At 72.3% G+C, this 22044-nt stretch carries 16 protein-coding genes; 10 read left to right on the top strand and 6 right to left on the bottom strand.

Translation table 11 applies throughout. The features are described 5' to 3' along the window. Positions 1 to 68 precede the first annotated feature (68 nt). Both OG485_RS14080 and OG485_RS14085 read left to right on the top strand, forming a co-directional pair. Positions 69 to 1877: a phosphatidylglycerol lysyltransferase domain-containing protein gene (locus OG485_RS14080; protein WP_328668663.1), complete on the top strand. Its 1809-nt coding sequence runs from the start codon at positions 69 to 71 to the stop codon at positions 1875 to 1877. A gap of 43 nt (positions 1878 to 1920) precedes the next feature. After that, positions 1921 to 2622, top strand: coding sequence for a hypothetical protein (locus tag OG485_RS14085; protein ID WP_328668664.1), 702 nt, complete (start codon positions 1921 to 1923; stop codon positions 2620 to 2622). Here the strand turns inward: OG485_RS14085 and OG485_RS14090 are convergent. Continuing rightward, positions 2559 to 3326 (bottom strand): hypothetical protein, encoded by a 768-nt coding sequence (locus OG485_RS14090; RefSeq protein ID WP_328668665.1) that lies wholly within the window; start codon positions 3324 to 3326, stop codon positions 2559 to 2561. The genes OG485_RS14085 and OG485_RS14090 overlap by 64 nt on opposite strands. 60 nt (positions 3327 to 3386) lie before the next feature. Here OG485_RS14090 and OG485_RS14095 point away from each other — a divergent pair, with 60 nt between their 5' ends. After that, entirely contained in the window at positions 3387 to 4181 is a 795-nt protein-coding gene (locus OG485_RS14095; protein ID WP_328668666.1) for an adenosylcobinamide-GDP ribazoletransferase, read from the top strand. A 30-nt stretch (positions 4182 to 4211) separates the two neighbouring features. Here the strand turns inward: OG485_RS14095 and OG485_RS14100 are convergent, their stop codons facing one another. The 4 genes from OG485_RS14100 to OG485_RS14115 form a co-directional block, all read right to left on the bottom strand. Further along, positions 4212 to 4859 carry a spherulation-specific family 4 protein gene (locus OG485_RS14100; protein ID WP_328453268.1) on the bottom strand — a complete coding sequence of 216 codons (648 nt, stop codon included), beginning with the start codon at positions 4857 to 4859 and terminating at the stop codon, positions 4212 to 4214. Continuing rightward, positions 4856 to 6484: a hypothetical protein gene (locus tag OG485_RS14105; RefSeq protein ID WP_328668667.1), complete on the bottom strand. Its 1629-nt coding sequence runs from the start codon at positions 6482 to 6484 to the stop codon at positions 4856 to 4858. The genes OG485_RS14100 and OG485_RS14105 overlap by 4 nt, the downstream gene beginning before the upstream one ends. Continuing rightward, positions 6481 to 8004, bottom strand: coding sequence for a GT4 family glycosyltransferase PelF (gene pelF, locus OG485_RS14110; protein WP_328668668.1), 1524 nt, complete (start codon positions 8002 to 8004; stop codon positions 6481 to 6483). Before pelF ends, OG485_RS14105 begins: the two co-directional genes overlap by 4 nt. 124 nt (positions 8005 to 8128) lie before the next feature. Then, a complete protein-coding gene (locus OG485_RS14115) occupies positions 8129 to 10159 on the bottom strand; it encodes a hypothetical protein (protein ID WP_328668669.1) in 2031 nt (676 codons plus the stop codon). 348 nt (positions 10160 to 10507) lie between these two features. Between OG485_RS14115 and OG485_RS14120 the strand changes: the two genes are divergently transcribed. From OG485_RS14120 to OG485_RS14150, 7 genes are all read left to right on the top strand, one after another. Further along, positions 10508 to 12034 carry a leucyl aminopeptidase gene (locus tag OG485_RS14120; RefSeq protein ID WP_328668670.1) on the top strand — a complete coding sequence of 509 codons (1527 nt, stop codon included), beginning with the start codon at positions 10508 to 10510 and terminating at the stop codon, positions 12032 to 12034. 320 nt (positions 12035 to 12354) lie between these two features. Continuing rightward, a complete protein-coding gene (gene lpdA / locus OG485_RS14125) occupies positions 12355 to 13743 on the top strand; it encodes a dihydrolipoyl dehydrogenase (RefSeq protein ID WP_328668671.1) in 1389 nt (462 codons plus the stop codon). A gap of 148 nt (positions 13744 to 13891) precedes the next feature. After that, entirely contained in the window at positions 13892 to 15697 is a 1806-nt protein-coding gene (sucB, locus tag OG485_RS14130) for a 2-oxoglutarate dehydrogenase, E2 component, dihydrolipoamide succinyltransferase (protein ID WP_328668672.1), read from the top strand. Between the two features lie 444 nt (positions 15698 to 16141). Continuing rightward, positions 16142 to 16765, top strand: a complete 624-nt coding sequence (locus OG485_RS14135; RefSeq protein ID WP_328453254.1) for a GntR family transcriptional regulator — start codon at positions 16142 to 16144, stop codon at positions 16763 to 16765. 295 nt (positions 16766 to 17060) lie between these two features. Further along, entirely contained in the window at positions 17061 to 19760 is a 2700-nt protein-coding gene (aceE, locus tag OG485_RS14140; protein WP_328668673.1) for a pyruvate dehydrogenase (acetyl-transferring), homodimeric type, read from the top strand. A 134-nt stretch (positions 19761 to 19894) separates the two neighbouring features. Continuing rightward, entirely contained in the window at positions 19895 to 20866 is a 972-nt protein-coding gene (locus OG485_RS14145) for a helix-turn-helix transcriptional regulator (RefSeq protein WP_328668674.1), read from the top strand. A gap of 217 nt (positions 20867 to 21083) precedes the next feature. Next, a complete protein-coding gene (locus OG485_RS14150) occupies positions 21084 to 21605 on the top strand; it encodes a DUF4240 domain-containing protein (protein ID WP_326790983.1) in 522 nt (173 codons plus the stop codon). A 21-nt stretch (positions 21606 to 21626) separates the two neighbouring features. Here the strand turns inward: OG485_RS14150 and OG485_RS14155 are convergent, their stop codons facing one another. Beyond that, positions 21627 to 21863, bottom strand: a complete 237-nt coding sequence (locus OG485_RS14155; protein ID WP_328674433.1) for a hypothetical protein — start codon at positions 21861 to 21863, stop codon at positions 21627 to 21629. Between the last annotated feature and the right edge of the window lie 181 nt (positions 21864 to 22044).

Genomic DNA, 22044 nt, shown 5'->3' on the forward strand with positions numbered 1-22044 from the left:
TTTCACGTGCCCGCGGTCGGACCGGACCTCCCTCGCGGTGGCCGTTGTGCCCCATATCATCCCGCTCTATGGGAGATGCCCGGATTGCCGTTGCCGTTGCCGTTGAGCAGGAGCGGGCTTCGGGCCGCCGGAGTGACGGGGACCGGCGGTCCACGGCTGCCTCCCGGCGGTCCGCCGCGTTCGCCGTGTGGTACCTGCGCGCGGTCACGTTCATCAACTTTCTGAGCGCCGCCTGGGTGTCGCTCGGACAGGACGTCCGACGGCACAACACCGAGAACTACTTCACGCCGTATCTGCTGACCGCCGGCTTCGCCTCCGGTGTGTTCACGATGTTCCTGGCCATCACGATGCGGCGGCGCAAGCGGGCCGCGTGGATCCTCAACTCGGTGCTCAGCGGGCTGTTCCTGCTGCTGTTCGGCATCGCGATGGCGTTCCCGGAGATCCGCCAGTACGCGCAGAACTGGGTCTCGCTCGCGCTGACCGCGGCCTTCGTGGGCTCCCTGGCCGTCGGCCGCCGGGAGTTCTACGCCAAGGGCGACCGGTCGAACCCGAAGCTGGCCGCGGCCGTCGCGCTCGGGGGACTCCTGGTCACCTCGCTGCTCGCCGCGCTGCTGGTCACCGTCACCAACGACGCGCACGACGCGCACCGTTCGACCTTCCTGGACCGCTGGCGCTACGGCACCCTGCGGCTCGTCTCGGTCGCCGCCGACGACTCCCACTACCCGGGGATCTCGACACCGAACTGGGCCGACGTCACCGTCAACGTGCTCAGCACCCTGCTGGTCCTCGCCGTGCTCTACGCGGCCTTCCGCTCCCGGCGCGCCGTCGACCCGCTCACCGAGGACGACGAGAAACGGCTGCGGGAACTCCTCGACCGCAACGGGGACCGGGACTCGCTGGGCTATTTCGCGCTGCGCCGGGAGAAGAGCGTGGTCTGGTCGCCCACCGGCAAGGCGGCGGTGGCGTACCGGGTGGTGGGCGGGGTCTCCCTGGCGAGCGGCGACCCCATCGGCGACCCGGAGGCCTGGCCCGGAGCCATCGAGCCCTGGCTCGCCGAGGCCCGGGAGCACGGCTGGATCCCGGCGGTGATGGGCGCGAGCGAGGAGGCCGGCACCGTCTACTCCCGGCATGGACTCGACGCCCTGGAACTGGGCGACGAAGCCCTCGTCGAGACGGCCGAGTTCACCCTCGAAGGACGGGCCATGCGGACCGTCCGGCAGGCTTACAACCGGGTCAAGCGGGCCGGGTACCGGGTGCGCATCCGGCGGCACGAGGACATCCCGGCCGCCGAGATGGCGTATCTGCTCCAGCGCGCGGACGACTGGCGCGACGGCGCGACCGAGCGCGGTTTCAGCATGGCGCTGGGCCGGCTCGGCGACCCCGAGGACGGGCGCTGCGTGATGCTCGAATGCACGGACGCCGAGGGTGGCTTGCGGGCGGTGCTGTCCTTCGTTCCCTGGGGGCCCGGCGGGCTCTCCCTCGACCTGATGCGGCGCGACCGCGACGCGGAGAACGGGCTCATGGAGTTCATGGTGATCGAACTCCTGCGGCGCGCCCGGGAGATCGGGATCACCCAGGTCTCCCTCAACTTCGCCATGTTCCGTTCGGTCTTCGAGCGGGGGGCGCGTCTCGGCGCGGGCCCCGTGCTGCGGCTGTGGCGCTCGCTGCTCAGCTTCTTCTCCCGCTGGTGGCAGATCGAGTCGCTGTACCGGGCCAACGCCAAGTACCGGCCGATCTGGGAGCCGCGGTTCCTGCTCTTCGAGAAGAGCGCGGACCTGCTGCGCATCGGGGTCGCGTCCGCGCGCGCCGAGGGGTTCCTGGAGGCACCGGGCCTGCCGAAGTGGTTGCACCGCAAGCACCTGGAGTCGCACAGATGAGACCGGCGCGGACCCGCGGGGGGAGAGCCGTGGGGGCGGCCGGATGAGCGCACCCGCCCACTGGGCCCGCGCCGAGTGGGGTCTGCTGTACGCGACCGTGCGCCGGGCGCTGCGGGCGAGAGGGTGGCGGGCGGCCCCGATGACCCTCGGCGCGGTGTGCCTGACGGCCGTCCTCCAGGTCGTCCAGAACCAGTCCTGGGGCTACCGGCTGGTGCAGAACACGGGTGCCGTCCGGGCCGGGGACCCGCTGTGGCTCGCCCTGGTCCGCACCCCGCTCTCCCTGTTCGTGCCGGCGCTGGATCTGCCCGTGTGGGGCGCGCTGGCACAGATCCTGGTCGTCTTCGGGATCGCCGAGATCTGTCTGGGCTGGTGGCGCACCCTGGTCGTCGCGTACGTCGCCACGCTGGCCGGGACGCTGTACGCCCGTGCCGGCATCGCGCTCGGCCCGCACCGTCCGCCGGGGCTGCCCGGGGCGGACGCGCTGGTCGTCGACACCGGCCCGTCGGCGGCGGTGGTGGGCCTGGCCGTGTTCCTGTGCTGGCGCTACCGGGCGTACGCGACGGCGGGGATCGTGATCGGGGCCATGGCGGCCGAGGTGATCGTCAAGGACAACCTGGCGGGCAAGGAGCACCTGGCGGCGATCGCCGCGGTGCTGGTGGTGTGCTGCCTCTCCGCCGCGCGTCACCGCTGTTCGGGCAGGGAGCGGGCCGCGGCCGGGTCGGGTTTGCCGCCGATCCACTCCTGAACCCTGCGGGCGGGACCCGCCCAGCGGCGGTCGTGCCGGTAGGCGCGCAGCCGTGCCCGGGCCCGGGTGCGCGGCCGGTTCCGGTAGAAGCGCTTGGCCCACGGCGACGCGGGCTTGGCCAGCCTGACGGCGCCGATGAGGGCGATGAAGGGAACGATCACACCGAAGATCGCCGTGCGGGCCTTTCCCTTGCTCAGGGTGAGCAGCGCGAAGAAGAAGTTCAGGGCGATGGTCCCGATCGCGCTGGCGCGGTTCTGCGCCTCCTGGTCGCTGAGGTCGTTGACGCCGAGCGGCGAGAAGCCGCTGAGCATCAGGCCGACGAGAGCGGCCGTGAGCACCACGACCTCGACGCTCTTGCGCCCGTCCTCGGTCCAGTAGACGTCGTCGAGATGCAGGATCAGCGCGAACTCGTCGAGCACGAGGCCCGTTCCGACGCCGAAGACCACGGCGCTCACGCAGGGCCAGAATCCGTACCGGCTGCCGGCGACGGCGCCGAAGCCGCCGATCACCGTGAGCACGACACCGGGAACCACGTGGTGGATGTGCAGATCACCGGCCTTGACGTTGCCGAAGGGTCCCTTGCCGGCCCGGATCATCCGCACGATGGCGCGCGTGACCGCGAAGGTCACGATGAACGAGGCCAGCGCCAGAAACAGGGGGAGCTTCCCGGGCTCGACGATGTTCCGATACCACCAATGACCCATATGCGAACTTTATCCACTGCCGCCGTATCCGCCCGCCGGGCGTCCGGGTACCCTGCGCCGATGTCCAAGACCGCCTCCGGCGCCTCGCTGCCCGACAGCCTCCGCTTCGCCTTCGGCACCCTCACCGTGCTCCCGGTGAAGGTGACCCGCTGGGACCGTGACGCGGCGCGCGGCGGCATGCTCTGCGCCCCCCTGGCCGGTCTGGTGGTCGGGGCGGGCGCGGCGCTGGCCGGCGTGACGCTGCTGGCCATGGGATCGGGCGCGCTGCTCGCGGCCGTGGCCACCGCCGCCGTACCGGCCGCGCTGACCCGGGGCCTGCACCTCGACGGTCTCGCCGACACCGCCGACGGGCTGGGCAGCGCGAAGCCCGCCGAGGAAGCGCTGCGGATCATGAAGCAGTCGGACATCGGGCCGTTCGGCGTGATCACCCTCCTGTTCGTCCTGCTCGCCCAGGTGGCCGCACTCGCCCAGGCGTACGAGGTCTCGTGGGGCCGGGGTGTCCTCGCGGCCGTCGTCTCGGCTGCCGCGGCCCGCCTCGCTCTCACGCTCGCCGCCCGCACCGGGGTGCCCGCGGCCCGCCCCGGGGGGCTGGGCGCGGCGGTCGCCGGCACCGTGCCGGTGCGCGGCGCGCTGCTGGTGGCGGCGGCCGTGACCGGTGTGGCGGCGGGCGCCGGCGCGCTCGTGGGGACGTACGACCTCGTGCGCGCCGCGGTGGCGGTGGGCCTGTCGTGTCTGGCCGCCGAACTGCTGCTGCGGCACTGCGCCCGGCGCTTCGGCGGTGTCACCGGCGATGTGTTCGGCGGCCTGGCGGAGACGGCGGCGACGACCGCGCTCGTGGTGCTCTCGCTGGGCTGATCACCACGGTCACGGGGCGGGGGCCGGCGGTCACGGGGCGGGGGCCAGGCCGTGGGGCAGGGTGCCCCAGGGATGGTCTCCCGTGCCGGGGACCGCGCAGTACAGTCCGGCCCCCCGTTCCCCGGCCCGCGCCGCCGTGTCGGCGTCGGCCGGCGCTCCGTGGACGAGATGGCACAGGCGCACGCCGGTGCCCGTCCACGGCGGCGGGGGCTTCCTGCGGTAGGTGGCCCAGGTCCCCTCGAAGGTGACGAGGACGTCGGCGATACGGGCGTACGAGGGGTGCGGTGCCGTGCCGTGGTTGAGGACGAGGGTGCCGCCGCCCGATGCCCGCACCGCCGTCGCCAGCCGCCGGTAGTAGCCGAACCCGGCCTCCGTGGCGGCCACCTGGTCCAGGAACACACCGTCGGTGCCGAACCAGTCGCGGTGCCGGGCCAGTTCGCGCCGGACGTCCCCGGGCGGCCTGCGCCCGTACGCCGTGTCGACGTACCCGAGGACCCGGACGTCCGCGGCCCGCAGCCGTCCGGCGACCGCCGCGAACTCCGGGTCCGGACGGTCGCCGGGGCCGCTGGCGGGGTTGAGCACCACGCCGTACAGCCGGGGCGCGGCGGCGACGAGCGCGTCCCACTCGGCCGGGCGGACGGCGGGGTGCTCGTAGTACGGGACGAGGAGGGACTTCACCGGTGGGCCGTCACCTTTCCCAGCCGGGCGCAGACGAGCAGGGTCTGGGCGCCCGCCGCCGAGCCGTACACGATCAGGCCGACCCAGTGCGCGTCGCCCGTGCGCGTGACCAGTGCCGCGGTCTGGGCGAGCGCGGCGGCGCAGACGACGGCGGCGGTGCCGGTGACGGCGCCGAAGGACTGGAGCAGCAGCCCGGTCCACATGACCACCCCCAGCAGGAGCAGTCCGCCGAGCCTGACCCCGTCCGCGGCCGCGGGCGCGTGCGGCCACAGCGCGGAGACGCCGAGGCCGAGCACGAGCAGGGAGGCGAGGTAGCCGGTCAGGCATCTCAGGAGCGTGCCGGCGGAGGCCCGCCGGAAGCTCCTCGCCGAGGTGCTGGAGCGCAGTCCGGCGAGGCTCCCGCTGCGGAACCGGAACAGCAGCCACTCGGCGGGGCCCATGCTGAGGGTCAGCGCGACCGCGGCCGGTGCGGCGACCGCCGTACGGGCTCCCGTCAGGACGTCTCCGAGCGCCGCGTACAGCACGAGGACACCGCTGCCGAGCCCGAAGAGGGCGTACGCGAGGGTTCCGGCGTTCCGGCGCGCGGCGGACCGGCGGGCACGCAGCCGCGCGGCGAGGGTGCCGAGGCGGCCCGGAGCGGTTCCCGGCTTCCCCGCGGCCGGCCGGCCCGCAGAGGCCGCGCGCGGCTCACCGGCCCGCCCGGACGGCTCGGCGCCGCCCCGCAGAAGGCCGTACGGCAGCAGCGCGACCAGTCCCGCGCCCCAGCTCCCCTCGCCCAGCTCGCGTACCGCAGGGGCCACTTCGAGGAGTCCGAGCAGGGCGACCGCCGCCAGGGAGCCCAGCAGCAGGGCCATGCGCGCCAGGTCGGGGACCGGGTGGAACACGGTGACGGCGGCGCCCGCCGTCATGGGGGCCAGGGCGGCGAGCAGCGTGCGTTCCCTGCCCATGACCAGCAGAACGGTGGCCGCGCCCAGATAGCCGGACTGCCCGGCGGCGAAGGCGACGGCGCCCCCTCCGGCCGATCCCGCCGCCGCGAAGGCCACCAGGGAGCCGAGCAGGACACCGGCCGGGGTGCCGACGAGCAGCGCGCGGCGGGCGGCCGAGCGGTCGCCGAGCCCCATCCAGGTGTACGCGCGGTGGGCGAGCCCCTGGTTCCAGGTCCAGCCGCACAGCGCCCCGGCGAGCATCGGAACGGTGCCGGCCGGGAGTCCGAAGGCGCCCTTCGGTCCCGCGAGGAGGGGTCCGGCGAGGACGTAGCCGAGGCCGGGGAGGGCGAAGACGATGCCGCGCAGGAGGCAGCCGATCAAACCGGTCCGCCAGGGGTCGGGGGCCGGCTCCCCGGGCTCGGGATAACCGCGCTCGACCCGTTCGAACAACTCCTCGGCGAGGGCGAAGGAGTTGGTGACGCCGTACCGTTCGCGGATCTGGTCGTCCGAGAGGCCGTCGGATTCGAGGAGCGCGGCCACCTCGTCGGGATGGACGGCGGCGGTCACGAACTCCGCGAGGTCCGCGGCGAGTTCGCCGATCGGGTCGGGCCGTCCCCAGCTCGCCGGGCGGCGCTGGCCCGGCACCAGGGGACGGGTGGCCTCGGGCGCCCCGGGCTGGGTGCGCAGGGAGCCGCTCACCAGCCGGTCCCGTCCGTGGCGACGGCCTGGTACCAGGGGTCGCGCAGTTCGAGGGTCCAGTCGTCGACGGTCTCCACGGCGGGCTCGTACACCGCGGGCCGGCCCGCCAGTTCCTGGTAGACCGTCCTGAACGCGTCGACGGAACGGCGCAGCGTGAACCGGTCGATGACGCGCTGGCGGGACAACTCGCCGAGGTCCAGGCGCCGTTCCTCGTCCCGCAGCAGGGTGAGGGCGGCGGCGGCCATCTTCTCCGGTTCGCGGGGCGGGACGACGATCCCGGTGTCGCCGACCGCCTCCCGCACCCCGCCCACGTCCGTGGAGACCGTCGTACGGCCGCAGGACATGGCTTCGATGATCGAGAACGGGAAGCCCTCCGAGATGGAGGACAGCATGACGACGTGGCCGGCCGCGTAGGCGCGCCACACCTCGGTGATGCGCCCCTCGAAGGTCAGCCCGTCGGTGACGCCCAGTTCGGCGGCGAGCTTCTCCAGGCGGGTGCGGTACGCCTCCCCGCCGGGCGGCACGGGACCGAAGAGCCGCAGCCGGGTCTCGGGCAGTTCGGCGCGCACCATGGCGTACGCGCGAAGGAGGGTCTCCAGGTCCTTGATGGGGTCGACCCGGCCGCACCAGGTGAGGGTGGGCACGGCGGGCTCGGGTCCCGCGTGCGGGAAGGCGTGCGGGTCGACGCCGTTGTAGACCGTGCGGATCCGGTCCCCGTCGGCGCCGCCGCGCTCCTCCCAGCGGCGGTTGTACTGGTTGCAGGGGGTGATGAGGTCGGCGGCGCGGTAGCCGAGGGAGTTCAGCTCCCGGTAGAAGCCGAGCATGAACGCCTTGACGGGCCAGCGCTGTCCGGCGCCGCGGTAGCCGAGGTAGCGCTCGCGCAGATAGATGCCGTGCTCGGTGAGCAGGAACGGGACCCCGTCCAGGTGGTGCGCGACGAGGGCGGGCAGCGTGGCGAGGCCGCTGCTGACCGCGTGGGCGACGGAGTCCTCCGGGATCCGGACGCCGAGCGGGCGCAGCGCGTGTTCCAGCAGGTCCGTCGCCGTGAGCGCGTCGTGCACGGTGGGCCGGGCCGCCGCCGTCGGCAGGTGCGGCATGGTCCAGATCCACATCAGCGAGCGCAGCGCCGGTTCGCCGCGCAGGGCGGCCGAGAGGCGTCCGTCGCGGGCGAGCGCGGCCAGTTCGTACAGGGCGTCGCCGAAGTCCTCGGGCGAGTCGGGGTCGAGGAAGGAGAGCAGGAAGCGTTCGTAGATCTCGGCGAAGCGGCGCTGGGCGCGGCCCAGTGGCGGGCGGGCGCGGCCGGGGCGCGGTCCCCAGGTCGGTACGCGGGTGTGCCGGTAGACGTTGGGCGGCAGTTCCCAGGTCACGGGTTCGCGGCCGCTGCCGGTGAGCGAGACGATGTGGAAGTCGACCTCCGGCATGCCCTTGATCAGCTGGTCGCACCAGGTGCTGACCCCGCCGTGGACATGTGGGTAGGTGCCTTCGGTGAGCATGGTGACATGACGGCCTGTGCGCATCATGTGTGGTTCCCCCCTGGGACTGTTTCTTCGGAGAGCCCCCCCGGCTCCCCGTCGCACGGCTCACGAGCGCACCCCGGCCGGGTCGGGGCCGGGGTGCGCGTCGTGAGCCGCGGTATCGCCGTGCTTACGCGGGCAGGTTCAGCTTGACCGCGGACTGAAGGAGCTCCGGCTTGGTCCAGTCGTTGCGCGCTCCCGCGTACGCCGTCCCGAACGGGGTGGTACCGAGCAGGAGTTGCTTGGTGGTCCCCTCGGGCACGGTCACCGGGATCTGCGTCCCGGACGGGGCGGTGACGGTGACCTGGTTGCCGATGCGGTAGGCCGTGACCCTGCCGCTCGCCAGGGCGGTCTGCCAGTCGGTACGGCGCTGCAGTTCGGTGCCGATGGCGCTCTGACGGGGGTTCTGCAGCGGGGTGTTGTCGGCGTAGATCGCCTTGTAGTCGGCGAGCACCTTGTCCAGGACCGGGTAGAGGATGCGCCCCTCGGCCAGGTTGGACTGGTGGACGTAGTGCGGACGCGGGTCGTTGCCGATGGCGTGCCCGAGCGCGGTGCGCGCCTCGGCCGGGACGATGTAGTCGGCGTAGCCGGTGGCCGTGTTCAGCGGGGCCGGCAGGCAGGTGGACGTCGCGTTGTTCTCGCACAGGCCGCTGCCGCCGGCGGCCTTCGAGGTGTAGATGTAGTTGTACTCGTCGGCCATCTCCTCGGGCGTGCCGGTGTTGTAGTACACGTTCATCGGGTAGCGGGGGACGGTCATCACGCCGTTGCCGACCGAACGCTGCTCGGGCTCACGGGAGTTGTCGGACCCGGTCCACTTGACGCCGTTGTCGGACATGGCGCGCGCGAGGTTCGGGTTGTCGACGGGCTGCTGGGGCAGCGTCTTGAGGCCCGAGTGCTCACCGGTCACCAGCTCGGTGCGGTCGGTGGACAGGCCGTGGGAGGACGCCCAGTTGTTGTTCTGCGAGATCTGCGCGGAGATGTCGGCCCGGCTCATGTACTTCGTCGAGCCGTCGGCGTTCTTCGAGCAGGTCCAGGGCACGGTCGTGGTGTCCTGGACGCAGCCGAGGAACGGGTGCGTGTAGGTGTGGTTCATCCAGCGGAACTTGGCCTTGTCGGCGAGCAGTCGGGTGGTGAGGGCGTCGGTGCCGCCGTTCTCGGCCTTCCACTCCTCGCCCGCGCCCGCGTTGAAGACCATGTCGAGCGTGAACCCGTGGTCGGCCTCCCACTGGGCGGCGTAGGCGGCGTCGGCCGCGGTCATCCGGATCGGCGTGGTGGTGTCCTCGCCGTTGCCGCCCGCGCAGTCGATGTCGCCCGGGGTGCAGTTGCGCTGGGAGTCCCAGCGGGCGTCCGGCGCGAAGACGTCGTCGACGTGGACGGCGAAGTAGTTCCTGGCCTGTCCGAGGTGCACTCCCTGGGTGAGCCATTCGACGATTCCGCGCGCCAGGACCTTGAACTGCTTCTGGTACTGGTTGTACGCGAAGGTGACCACGAGCTCGCGGCGCCCGTCGTGCTCGTACTGCCCGAGCATCGAACCGCCGCTGGGCGCGTTCAGGTAGCTGGTGAACCCCTCCCTCGGGTGGGCCGCGTAGCCGTAGGTCTCCTGCACGGCCGGGTCGTTGTCCTCGAAGGTCAGCGGTCCGTCGAGGTAGCGGAACGGGCCGGTCGTGCCCGCCGCGGTGATCTGGGTGGTCTGGCCGTCCAGCACACCGGACCAGCCGCCGTTCTGGTCGGTGTAGTCGAGACCGACCTCGGGGTGGGCCCAGGTGTAGGCGTCGACCTGCGGGATGCCGAACGTCTTCTCGTACGACTCCAGCGCGGTCTGCTCGGCCGAACCCGCGCCGAACGGAGCCTCGTTCGGCAGGACGACGCCCTGGTACTTGGCGCGCGGGACGCCGTTCACGGTGTCGCTCAGGAACGTCGCGTTGACGGTCGGGCGGTTCGTGTCGCCCAGGTTGACCGTGGTGTACGGGACACCGGAGTTCCTGAGCTCCGCGGTGATGGCTCCGACCTGGCCCGCGCCGTTGTCCACGACCAGGACCTTGAGGTCGATCCGCGGCGTGACCGCCGCGGACGCGCCGGGCGCCCCCATGCCCAGCGCAAGGAGTCCGGCGGCCCCCAGGACGGCAGCCGTCCCTCTCCACCGTTGCAGACTCTGTGCCATATGTAGCTTTCTCCCCCTCGAGCATCCCCCACGGGTGGAAACCATGGGGAATCTGTGGAAATCGTGCAAAGCAGTGGGCGATGTGCCCACTGAACACGATGAGTGTGTCTCAGGTCACCGGGAGTGAGGGGCGAAAATCCGACAAGCGCCACCTGTGGGTGAACGTCCGCAGGAATGAGCGAAACCCGACCCCGAGCGTAGGCTCGTCCCGGGTACTCGCCCGCCCTGCCAGGGGCCCCGGCAAGGACCGCCCCCGAGGACGGATCTAGGGTCAGCCGTCGGGCCCGGTCGACCCACCCCTTCTCGGCCACACACGAACCTTTCAACGGAAGCGGAGATCTCACCACCGTGACTGCTCTCACTCTCAGCACCGCCGCAGCGTCCGGTCTGCGGGCCGACGCGATCGTCGTCGGTGTCGCGAAGGGCCCCAAGGGCCCGGTCGTCGCACCGGGCGCCGAGTCCGTGGACAACGCCTACGACGGCGGGCTCGCCGGGATCCTCGAGACCCTCGGGGCCTCGGGATCCGAGGGCGAGGTGACCAAGCTGCCCGCGCCGTCCGGTTTCAAGGCCCCCGTCGTGGTGGCCGTCGGCCTGGGAGCCGTCCCCGAGGACGAGGCCGGCTACGACGCCGAGGCGCTGCGCCGCGCGGCCGGGGTCGCCGCCCGCGCGCTCGCCGGCGCCAAGAAGGCCGTGTTCGCGCTGCCGGTCTCGGACGCCGCCGACGCCGGCGCCGTCGCCGAGGGCGCCCGCCTGGGCGCGTACGGCTTCGACGCCTACAAGGAGACGGGCCGCAACGAGGCCGCCAAGGGCCGCAAGGGTCCGCTCGGCGAGGCGACCGTCCTCGGCGGCAAGCCCCGCGACGCCGCGTTCAAGGCCGCCCTCACGCGCGCCACCGCCGTGACCGAGGAGCTCAACCGCGCCCGCGACCTCGTCAACACCCCGCCGAACGACCTCAACCCGGAGTCCTTCGCCGCCGTCGCCACCGCGGCCGGCAAGGAGCACGGCATCAAGGTGCAGGTGCTCGACGAGAAGGCCCTGGCCAAGGGCGGCTTCGGCGGCATCCTCGGCGTCGGCGCCGGAGCGGTCGCCGGCCCCCGCCTGGTGAAGCTGTCGTACACCTCCTCGAAGGCCAGGAAGCACCTCGCCTTCGTCGGCAAGGGCATCACCTACGACTCGGGCGGCATCTCGCTCAAGCCCGCCGGGCACAACGAGACGATGAAGTGCGACATGGCCGGCGCCGCCGCGGTCTTCGCCGCCGTGGTCACCGCCGCGCGCCTGGGCCTGGAGGTCAACGTCACCGGCTGGCTCGCGCTCGCCGAGAACATGCCGTCCGGCTCCGCCACCCGTCCGGGTGACGTGCTGCGCATGTACAGCGGCAAGACCGTCGAGGTCCTGAACACCGACGCCGAGGGCCGGCTGGTCCTGGCGGACGCGCTGTGGAAGGCGTCCGAGGAGAAGCCGGACGCGATCGTCGACGTGGCGACGCTGACCGGCGCGATGGTGCTGGCGCTCGGCAACCGCACCTTCGGCGTGATGGCCAACGACGACGCGTTCCGTGCCGCGATCGTCGAGGCCGCCGACGAGGTCGGCGAGGAGTCCTGGCCGATGCCGCTGCCCGAGCACCTGCGCAAGGGCATGGACTCCCCCACCGCCGACATCGCCAACATGGGCGAGCGCATGGGCGGCGGCCTCGTCGCCGGCCTGTTCCTGCAGGAGTTCGTCGGCGAGGGCATCACCTGGGCGCACCTGGACATCGCGGGCCCCGCGTTCAACGAGGCCGGCCCGTTCGGCTACACCCCCAAGGGCGGCACCGGATCCGCGGTCCGCACCCTGGTCCGTCTCGCCGAGCTGACCGCGGCCGGCGATCTGGGCTGAGCCCTCGTACGAAAAGGCATACGGCCCCGGGCGTCCGCGCGCCCGGGGCCGCTCGTATGGCCGAACGGAGGTTTCGCCCTCGACGAAATCCGCAGGTTCACCCGGCTCCGCACCCCGTCGACGTGATGGATCAGACGTCCCACACACCGGCCCGGCGTCTCGCTCGCCCTCGACAAGTGCGAAGATGGGTTCTCGGCAGGACAGGGCCCCCACCACAGGGCCGTAGAAAGAGCGGCCGGACACCAGCCGACCGACCGGTCAACCGCCCGTAAGGGACAAAGGTGCCCGGCGTAACGGCGCACATGCATGGAGGACGTGACGTGGCGAACGACGCCAGCACCGTTTTCGACCTAGTGATCCTCGGCGGCGGTAGCGGCGGTTACGCCGCGGCGCTGCGCGGAGCGCAGTTGGGCCTGGACGTCGCCCTGATCGAGAAGGACAAGGTCGGCGGTACCTGCCTGCACCGTGGGTGCATCCCCACGAAGGCCCTGCTGCACGCGGGCGAGATCGCCGACCAGGCCCGCGAGAGCTCGCAGTTCGGCGTCAAGGCCACCTTCGAGGGCATCGACGTACCCGCCGTCCACAAGTACAAGGACGGTGTCGTCTCCGGCCTGTACAAGGGTCTGCAGGGTCTCATCGCGTCCCGCAAGGTGACGTACATCGAGGGTGAGGGCCGTCTGTCCTCCCCGACCTCCGTCGACGTGAACGGGCAGCGCGTCCAGGGCCGCCACGTGCTCCTCGCGACCGGTTCCGTGCCGAAGTCGCTGCCGGGCCTGGAGATCGACGGCAACCGCATCATCTCCTCGGACCACGCGCTCGTCCTGGACCGCGTGCCGCAGTCCGCGATCATCCTGGGCGGCGGTGTCATCGGCGTGGAGTTCGCCTCCGCGTGGAAGTCCTTCGGCGCCGACGTGACGATCATCGAGGGTCTCAAGCACCTTGCGCCCCTCGAGGACGAGAACTCCTCCAAGCTTCTTGAGCGCGCGTTCCGCAAGCGCGGCATCAAGTTCAACCTGGGCACCTTCTTCTCGAAGGCCGAGTACACCCAGAACGGCGTCAAGGTCACCCTTGCCGACGGCAAGGAGTTCGAGGCCGAGCTGCTGCTCGTCGCCGTCGGCCGCGGCCCGGTCTCGGCCGGTCTCGGCTACGAGGAGCAGGGCGTCGCGATGGACCGCGGCTACGTCCTGGTCGACGAGTACATGCGCACGAACGTGCCGACCGTCTCCGCCGTGGGCGACCTCGTCCCGACGCTCCAGCTCGCCCACGTCGGCTTCGCCGAGGGCATGCTGGTCGCGGAGCGGCTGGCCGGTCTGAAGACCGTCCCGATCGACTACGACGGCGTGCCGCGCGTGACGTACTGCCACCCCGAGGTCGCCTCCGTCGGCATCACCGAGGCCAAGGCCAAGGAGATCTACGGCGCGGACAAGGTCGTCGCCCTGAAGTACAGCCTCGCGGGCAACGGCAAGAGCAAGATCCTCAACACCTCGGGCGAGATCAAGCTCGTCCAGGTGAAGGACGGTGCCGTGGTCGGCGTCCACATGGTCGGCGACCGCATGGGCGAGCAGGTCGGCGAGGCCCAGCTGATCTACAACTGGGAAGCGCTGCCCGCCGAGGTCGCCCAGCTCATCCACGCCCACCCGACGCAGAACGAGGCGCTCGGCGAGGCCCACCTCGCGCTCGCGGGCAAGCCGCTGCACGCGCACGACTGATCGGCCCGGCCGGGGGGACTCCCCGGCCACCGGCCGTTCCCAGTCACCGCGTCGAGCAGGGCTCGACGACGACCACAGACTTCCGCACTTCCCCGAGCTCTCGATCCCGGTCGGGCAGGGGAGACCCCAATAAGGAGCAACAGAAACCATGCCGGTTTCCGTAACCCTTCCGGCACTCGGTGAGAGCGTCACCGAGGGCACTGTCACCCGCTGGCTGAAGGCCGAGGGCGAGCGCGTCGAGGCCGACGAGCCGCTGCTGGAGGTGTCGACGGACAAGGTCGACACCGAGATCCCCTCCCCCGCCGCCGGCATCCTGGCGTCCATCAAGGTCGCCGAGGACGAGACCGTCGAGGTCGGCGCCGAGCTGGCCGTCATCGACGACGGCACGGGCGCGCCCGCCGCCGCCCCTGCTCCCGCCGCCGCCGAGGCTCCGGCCCCGGCCCCGGCCGCCCCCGCCCCGGTCGCCGAGGCCCCCGCGGCCCCGGCCCCGGCCGCTCCCGCCGCCGCTCCCGCCGCTCCGGCCGGTGGCGCCTCCGGTACCGACGTCGTGCTGCCCGCGCTGGGCGAGTCGGTCACCGAGGGCACCGTCACCCGCTGGCTGAAGCAGGTCGGCGAGGAGGTCGCGGAGGACGAGCCCCTGCTCGAGGTCTCCACGGACAAGGTCGACACCGAGATCCCCGCGCCGGTCGCCGGCGTGCTGCTGGAGATCGTCGTCGGCGAGGACGAGACCGCGGAGGTCGGCGCGAAGCTGGCCGTCATCGGCGCTCCGGGCGCGGCTCCGGCCGCTGCCGCGCCGGCCGCCCCCGCTGCCCCCGCCGCTGCTCCGGCCGCCCCCGTCGCTCCGGCCCCGGCCGCCCCGGCTCCGGCCCCGGCTGCTCCGGCCGCCCCGGCCGCCGCCGCCCCGGCTCCGGTCCAGCCGGCCGCTCCGGCCGCGCCCGCCGCCCCTGCCCCGGCCCCCGCGCCGGTGGCCGCTCCCGCCCCCGTCACCCCTGCTCCGGCGCCCGCCGCGACCACCGGTGACGACGGCGCGTACGTGACCCCGCTGGTGCGCAAGCTCGCCGCCGAGAACGGCGTCGACCTGGCCGCCGTCAAGGGCACCGGCGTCGGCGGCCGTATCCGCAAGCAGGACGTCGTCGCCGCCGCCGAGGCCGCGAAGGCCGCCGCCAAGGCCCAGGCTCCGGCCGCCGCCCCGGCAGCCGCCGCCAAGAAGGCCCCGGTCCTGGAGGTCTCCCCGCTGCGCGGCCAGACCGTCAAGATGACCCGCATCCGCAAGGTCATCGGCGACAACATGGTGAAGGCCCTGCACGAGCAGGCGCAGCTGTCCTCGGTCGTCGAGGTCGACATCACCAAGCTGATGAGGCTCCGCGCGCAGGCGAAGGACTCCTTCGCGGCCCGCGAGGGCGTCAAGCTCTCCCCGATGCCGTTCTTCGTGAAGGCGGCGGCCCAGGCGCTGAAGGCCCACCCGGTCATCAACGCCCGGATCAACGAGGCCGAGGGCACGATCACCTACTTCGACGCCGAGAACATCGGTATCGCGGTGGACTCGGAGAAGGGCCTGATGACCCCGGTCATCAAGGGCGCGGGCGACCTCAACATCGCCGGCATCTCGAAGGCCACCGCCGATCTGGCGGGCAAGGTCCGCGCGAACAAGATCACCCCGGACGAGCTGTCCGGCGCGACCTTCACCATCTCCAACACCGGCTCGCGCGGCGCGCTCTTCGACACGATCATCGTGCCGCCGAACCAGGTCGCGATCCTGGGCATCGGCGCCACGGTCAAGCGTCCGGCCGTCATCGAGACGGAAGAGGGCACCGTCATCGGTGTCCGCGACATGACCTACCTGACGCTCTCCTACGACCACCGTCTGGTGGACGGCGCCGACGCCGCCCGCTACCTGACCGCGGTCAAGGCGATCCTGGAGGCGGGCGAGTTCGAGGTCGAGCTCGGCCTGTAACCCGCACCGCTCGCACGCGGCACGCTGACACGGCACCCCCGTCCGGACTTCCGGGCGGGGGTGCCGTGTTTCCTGCGGGGACTTTCCGGGGCGGGGGCGGGAACTTCCGGGGCGGCGGTGCCGTGTTCCCCCGCCCCGCTCCGGGCGGAGGTGCAGCGTTTCCCCGCCCCGGATCTCCGGGCGGAGGTGCAGTGTTTCCCCGGGGCCGGGTTCCCGCGGCCGCCGTTCTTCCGCCGGGGCCCGCGTCCGGCGATCACATCGGCGGTACGAATCCGGACTTCACCCGGTACGAGCCCCTACGGACGGGAACACTCCGAGAGCGTGTAAGCCTCGTCTCACCTGCGGGAAAGCGCCGCCATGCGCCCCTCACCGACCGAGCCACGGCCTTATTGTCTAAAGGTCAAACGCCCTCGGGGTCCCGCCACCCCTGTCAAAGGAGCCTTCATGACCGCGCCCGTCGTCCACTCGCTGCGCGAACAGATCCGCGAGCACATCGTGGAGGGGATCGTCAGCGGGCGCTGGAAGCCGGGCGAGCGGATCGTGGAGCGGCGGATCGCCACCGAGCTGGAGGTCAGCCAGACCCCGGTGCGCGAGGCGCTGCGCGAGCTGGAGTCGCTGCGGCTGATCGAGTCGGCGCCGAACAAGGGCGTGCGGGTACGGAACCTGACGGCCGCCGACCTGGAGGAGAGCTACCCCGTACGAGCCGGCCTGGAGGCCATCGCGGCGGAGCTGGCGGCCGGCAGGCTGGCGGAGGACTGCTCGGCCCTCGAACCCCATGTGACGGCGCTGTACGAGGCCGACCGGCTGGCCGACGGGACCGGCCAGGTGCGGCACACCGTGGGGTTCCACCGCGAGCTGGTCCGGGCGGCCGGGAACTCCGTGCTCCTGCACACCTGGGAGGGCCTGGGCATCGAGGTCTTCACGGCCCTGTCCATCCGCTGGCTCGGAACCGTGCAGCAGTCGTACGCGGAGGAGCACGAGGCCCTCGTGGACGCCTTCCGGCGGCGCGATCCGCTGATCGCCGAGCTGGTGAAGGCCCACGTCCTCGGCTGCGCCCCGCGCCCCTGAGGGACGCGCCGACGACATCGGCGCAGGGGAGCACACCCGCGCTCAACCGTGCTCCCACCTGCGAAAACCGTCGACTTTCACGGCACCCGGTGCCTGGCTTCAAGGCACCCCGTGCCGACTTTCCGATCTGAAGAGGATTTCCTCCGGAATCCTTTGATCGATCATCGATCAGGGGGTTACAGTCCTCGACGGGCTCCCACAAGAGCCCATCGCCCTGTCCTGCCATAGACCAAGGGCACACCCGAAAACCCCTTGCCGATGAGGGAACCCCCCTCCGCATCCGGAAGGCGGCGCAATGACCGACCCCACCGCAATCCAGCCGAGCGAGCTCGACCAGCTCCCGGACCGCGACCCCGAGGAGACCGCCGAATGGCAGGCCTCCCTGGACGCCGTCACCCAGGCGGCCGGGCCGCACCGTGCCGCGTACCTGATGCGCCGCACGCTGGAGCGCGCCGAGGGCAACGGTCTCGCGCTGCCCAAGCTGCTCGAGACCGACTACGTCAACACCATCCCCACCGCCGCCGAGCCCACCGTGGACGGCGACGAGGCGATGGAAGCCAGGATCACCGCGTGGAACCGCTGGAACGCGGCCGCGATGGTGACCCGGGGCGCGAAGCACGGCGTCGGCGGCCACATCGCCACCTTCGCCTCCGCGGCCTGGCTCTACGAGACCGGCTTCAACCACTTCTTCAAGGGCAAGGAGGGTGACGGGTCCGGCGACCAGCTCTACATCCAGGGCCACGCCTCCCCGGGCATCTACGCCCGCGCCTTCCTCGACGGACGCCTGAACGAGCACCACCTGGACAACTTCCGCCAGGAGGCGGGCGGCAACGGTCTCCCGTCGTACCCGCACCCGCGCCGGCTGCCCTGGCTGTGGGAGTTCCCGACCGTCTCCATGGGCCTCGGCCCGCTGTCGGCGATCTACCAGGCCCGTTTCAACCGCTACCTCACCAACCGCGCCATCAAGGACGTCTCCGCGTCCCACGTGTGGGCGTTCCTCGGTGACGGCGAGATGGACGAGCCGGAGTCGACGGCGGCACTCGCGCTCGCCGCACGCGAGGGTCTGGACAACCTGACCTTCGTCATCAACTGCAACCTGCAGCGCCTCGACGGCCCGGTCCGCGCGAACTTCAAGATCGTGCAGGAGCTGGAGGCGCAGTTCCGCGGCGCCGGCTGGAACGTCGTGAAGTCGCTGTGGGGCTCGGCCTGGGACGAGCTGTTCCAGCTCGACACCACGGGCGCGCTCGTCCGTCGCCTGCGCCAGGTGCCCGACGCGCAGGTGCAGACGTACCAGACCCGCGACGCCGCCTACATCCGCCAGGACTTCTTCGGCGGAGACCCGGCGCTCGCCGAGATGGCGAAGCTGCTGAGCGACGACAAGATCCTCGAGTGCTTCCACCTCTCCCGCGGTGGCCACGAGTCGCGCAAGGTGTACGCGGCCTACCGCGCCGCCCTCGCCCACAAGGGCGCGCCGACGGTGATCCTGGCCCAGACGGTCAAGGGTCACACCCTCGGTCCGGGCTTCGCGTCGAAGAACGCCAACCACCAGATGAAGAAGCTGTCGACGGACGAGTTCAAGCAGATGCGTGATCTGCTCGAACTGCCCATCTCCGACAGCCAGTTCGTCGACGGTGTGGTGCCCTACGGCCACCCGGGCGCCGACTCCCCCGAGGTCCGTTACCTCCAGGAGCGCCGCGCGGCCCTCGGCGGCCCGGCCCCGGCCCGCCGTACGCACGCGCTGGCCCCGCTGCCGGCCCCCGCCGACAAGACGTTCGCGTCCTTCGACAAGGGCTCCGGCACGCAGAACCTGGCGACGACGATGGCGTTCGTCCGGCTCGTCAAGGACCTGGTCCGCGACAAGCAGACCGGCCGCCGCTGGGTACCGATCGTCCCGGACGAGGCCCGTACCTTCGGTATGGAGTCGCTCTTCCCGTCGCTGGGCATCTACTCGCCCAAGGGCCAGACGTACGAGCCGGTCGACCGCGACCAGCTGATGTACTACAAGGAGGCCAAGGACGGCCAGATCCTCAACGAGGGGATCACCGAGGCCGGTTCCATGGCGGACTTCATCGCCGCGTCCACCGCGTACTCCACGCACGGTGAGGCGATGATCCCCTTCTACATCTTCTACTCGATGTTCGGCTGGCAGCGCACCGCCGACCAGATGTGGCAGCTCGGCGACCAGCTCGGCCGCGGCTTCCTGGTCGGCGCCACCGCCGGTCGGACGACCCTGACGGGCGAGGGCCTGCAGCACGCCGACGGCCACTCCCCCGTCATCGCGGCGACCAACCCGGCGGCCCTGTCCTACGACCCGGCGTTCGCGTACGAGATCGCGGCGATCGTCAAGGACGGTCTGCGCCGGATGTACGGAGAGGCGGCCCCGGGCGAGGACCAGGACGTCTTCTACTACCTGACCGTCTACAACGAGCCGATGCCGCAGCCCGCCAAGCCGGCCGGTGTCGACGAGGGCATCCTCAAGGGCCTGTACCGCTTCAACACGGCCGAGTCGGCGGGCCTGAACGTGGCCGCAGCGAACGCCCCGCGCATCCAGCTCCTGGGTTCCGGCACGGCGATCCACTGGACCCTGGAGGCCCAGAAGCTGCTCGCCGAGGAGTGGGGTGTGGCCGCCGACGTGTGGTCCGCGACCTCCTGGACCGAGCTGCGCCGTGACGCGCTGGAGGCCGACGCGGCCCTGCTGCGCGGCGAGGAGCGGGTGCCGTTCGTCCGCCAGGCACTGCAGGGCGCCGAGGGCCCGGTGCTCGCGGTCTCCGACTACATGCGCCAGGTCCCGGACCAGATCGCGCAGTGGGTCGAGCAGGACTGGTCCTCGCTCGGTGCCGACGGCTTCGGTCTCTCGGACACGCGCGTGGCGGCCCGCCGTCACTTCGGCGTGGACGCCCAGTCGATCGTCGTCGCCGCGCTGGCGCAGCTCGCCCGCCGCGGCGAGGTCAAGGCGTCGGCGGTGAAGGAGGCCCGGGAGCGCTACGGCCTGTAGGGCCCGGGAGCTGAACACGGAGAAGGGGTACGGCGGCCGCCGTACCCCTTCTCGCTTTCCCGGTTCCTTCCGGCGCACCCCGCGGGGTGGGCGCCCGTCCCGTCGTTGTCAGTGGCGCCCGGCATCATGAGGACATGCGTGCCGCTCGTCTGATCAAGATGGTGCTGCTGCTCCAGACCCGCGCGTCGATGACCGCCGCCGAGCTGGCGCGGGAGCTGGAGGTGTCCGAGCGTACGGTCGCCCGGGACGCGCAGGCGCTGTCGGAGGCGGGAATTCCGGTCTACGCGGACCGGGGCCGGGCCGGCGGCTACCGCCTGGTCGGCGGGTACCGCACGCGGCTGACGGGACTCGCGCGGAGCGAGGCGGAGGCGCTGTTCCTGAGCGGGGTGCCGGGGGCGCTGCGCGACATGGGCCTTCAGGACACGGCGTCGGCGGCCCGGCTGAAGGTGTCGGCGGCACTGACGCCCTCCGCGCAAGGCGCCTCGCGATCGGCGGCGCAGCGCTTCCATCTGGACGCGCCCGCCTGGTTCAGCGAGCCGCGGACGCCCGAGCTGCTGCCCGCGCTCGCGGACGCGGTGTGGGACGACCGCCCGGTCCTCGCGCGCTACCGGCGCCGCGGGTCGGAGTCGGAGCGGACCCTCGAACCGTACGGGCTCGTCCTGAAGGCGGGGCTCTGGTACCTGTGCGCGCGGGTGCCGGACGCGGAGGCCTTCCGGGTGTACAGGATCGACCGGTTCACCGCTGTCGACCCCGGCCCGGAGCGCTTCCGGCGGGACGAGGGCTTCGATCTGCCGGCGTTCTGGGAGGAGCGGGCCGAGGAGTTCGCCCGGTCCGTCCTGCGGTCCGAGGCGGTCGTACGGCTGTCCCCGGAGGGCGTACGACTGCTGCCGTACGCCCTCGATCCCACGTCGGCGAAGGAGGGACTCGCCGCCTCCGGCACCCCGGACGGGCGGGGCTGGGTGACCCTCACCCTGCCGGTCGAGTCCGAGGAGGTCGCCCGTATACAACTGCGGGGCCTCGGGCCCGAGGTGGAGGTGCTCGCTCCGGAGGCCCTGCGGAAGCGCTGCGCCGAGGACGCGGCCGCGGCGGCGGCGCTCTACGGGTGACACGGGCCGGTCGGCCGTGCTCCGCCGGTGATCGCGGGCCGGTCGGTGGTGCCGCGCCGGTGATCGCGGACCCAGGGGACGGCCTGGGGGAATCGTTTGCCTCCGACCGCTTGAAATCCGTATGAACCCGGCGGTTTTACCTTCGGCATGTGCATGCATAACAATCTGCGCCGCTCCACGTGCGTCCCTCCCGCCCAGGCCCGATGCTGGACCCGTGATGGACGAGACGGAGTTCTGGCAGCTGGTGGACACGACCCGCGAGACTGCCGAGGGAGATCCCGAGGAACAGGCGGATCTGCTCGTCGAGCGGCTCGTCCAGCTGGACCCGGACTCCGTCCTGGACTTCTCCCGGCACTTCGAGTCCCGCTACAACCGCGCGTACCGCTGGGATCTGTGGGGCGCGGCCTGGGTGCTGCTCGACGGGGCCAGCGACGACGCCTTCGACTTCTTCCGGTGCTGGCTGATCGGCCAGGGCCGGGAGGTCTTCGAGGGGGCGATGCACGACCCCGACACGCTCGCCGAGCTCCTGGACGACTTCGACGAGGAGATCGACGGCGACGGCGAGGAGCTGGGGTACGCGGCCGACGAGGCCTACGAGCAGCTGACCGGTGCCGTCGCCCCCGCCCTCGGCATCCCGGCCGCCCCCGCCGAGCCCGAGGGCACCCCGCTCGAGTTCGAGAACGAGTCCGTCATCGCGGGGCGCTACCCCAAGCTGTGGGAGCGTTTCAGGGAGGACTGACGGGCCGGCCGGGCCGGTGCGTCAGGGCGTGCCCGCGCGGCTGCGGGGTGCGGCCGGCAGGCGCGTCCGGTCCGCGGGGATGTACGCCTGCGGACCGTCAGCTCGCGCCGTGTGGTGCTGCGGGGCCGCGTTGGCCTGGTCCAGCGCGGACGCCGTCACCGCCGCCGGGCCCAGGACGACCGCGGCCACGGCGCACACCACCGCCCACGGCCCCCGCGCCGCCGTCGTCCGGCCACCGGACGGCTCCACGGTCCGTATGTCCTGTCCGCCCCCGGTGCGCCCCGCGTGCGCCCCGTTCCCCGTCCGACTGATCCTCATGATCCCCGCCTCCGGTCAGCGCGTACGACGCCGTGCGGCGCCGTACGCGGACGGTAGGGCGCCCGGCTCTGGGGACCCTGTGAGCCGGGCGGGGTGTTCCTGTGACCGGTGGCGCCGGGCG

Source organism: Streptomyces sp. NBC_00328 (assembly GCF_036139655.1).
Taxonomy (GTDB): domain Bacteria; phylum Actinomycetota; class Actinomycetes; order Streptomycetales; family Streptomycetaceae; genus Streptomyces.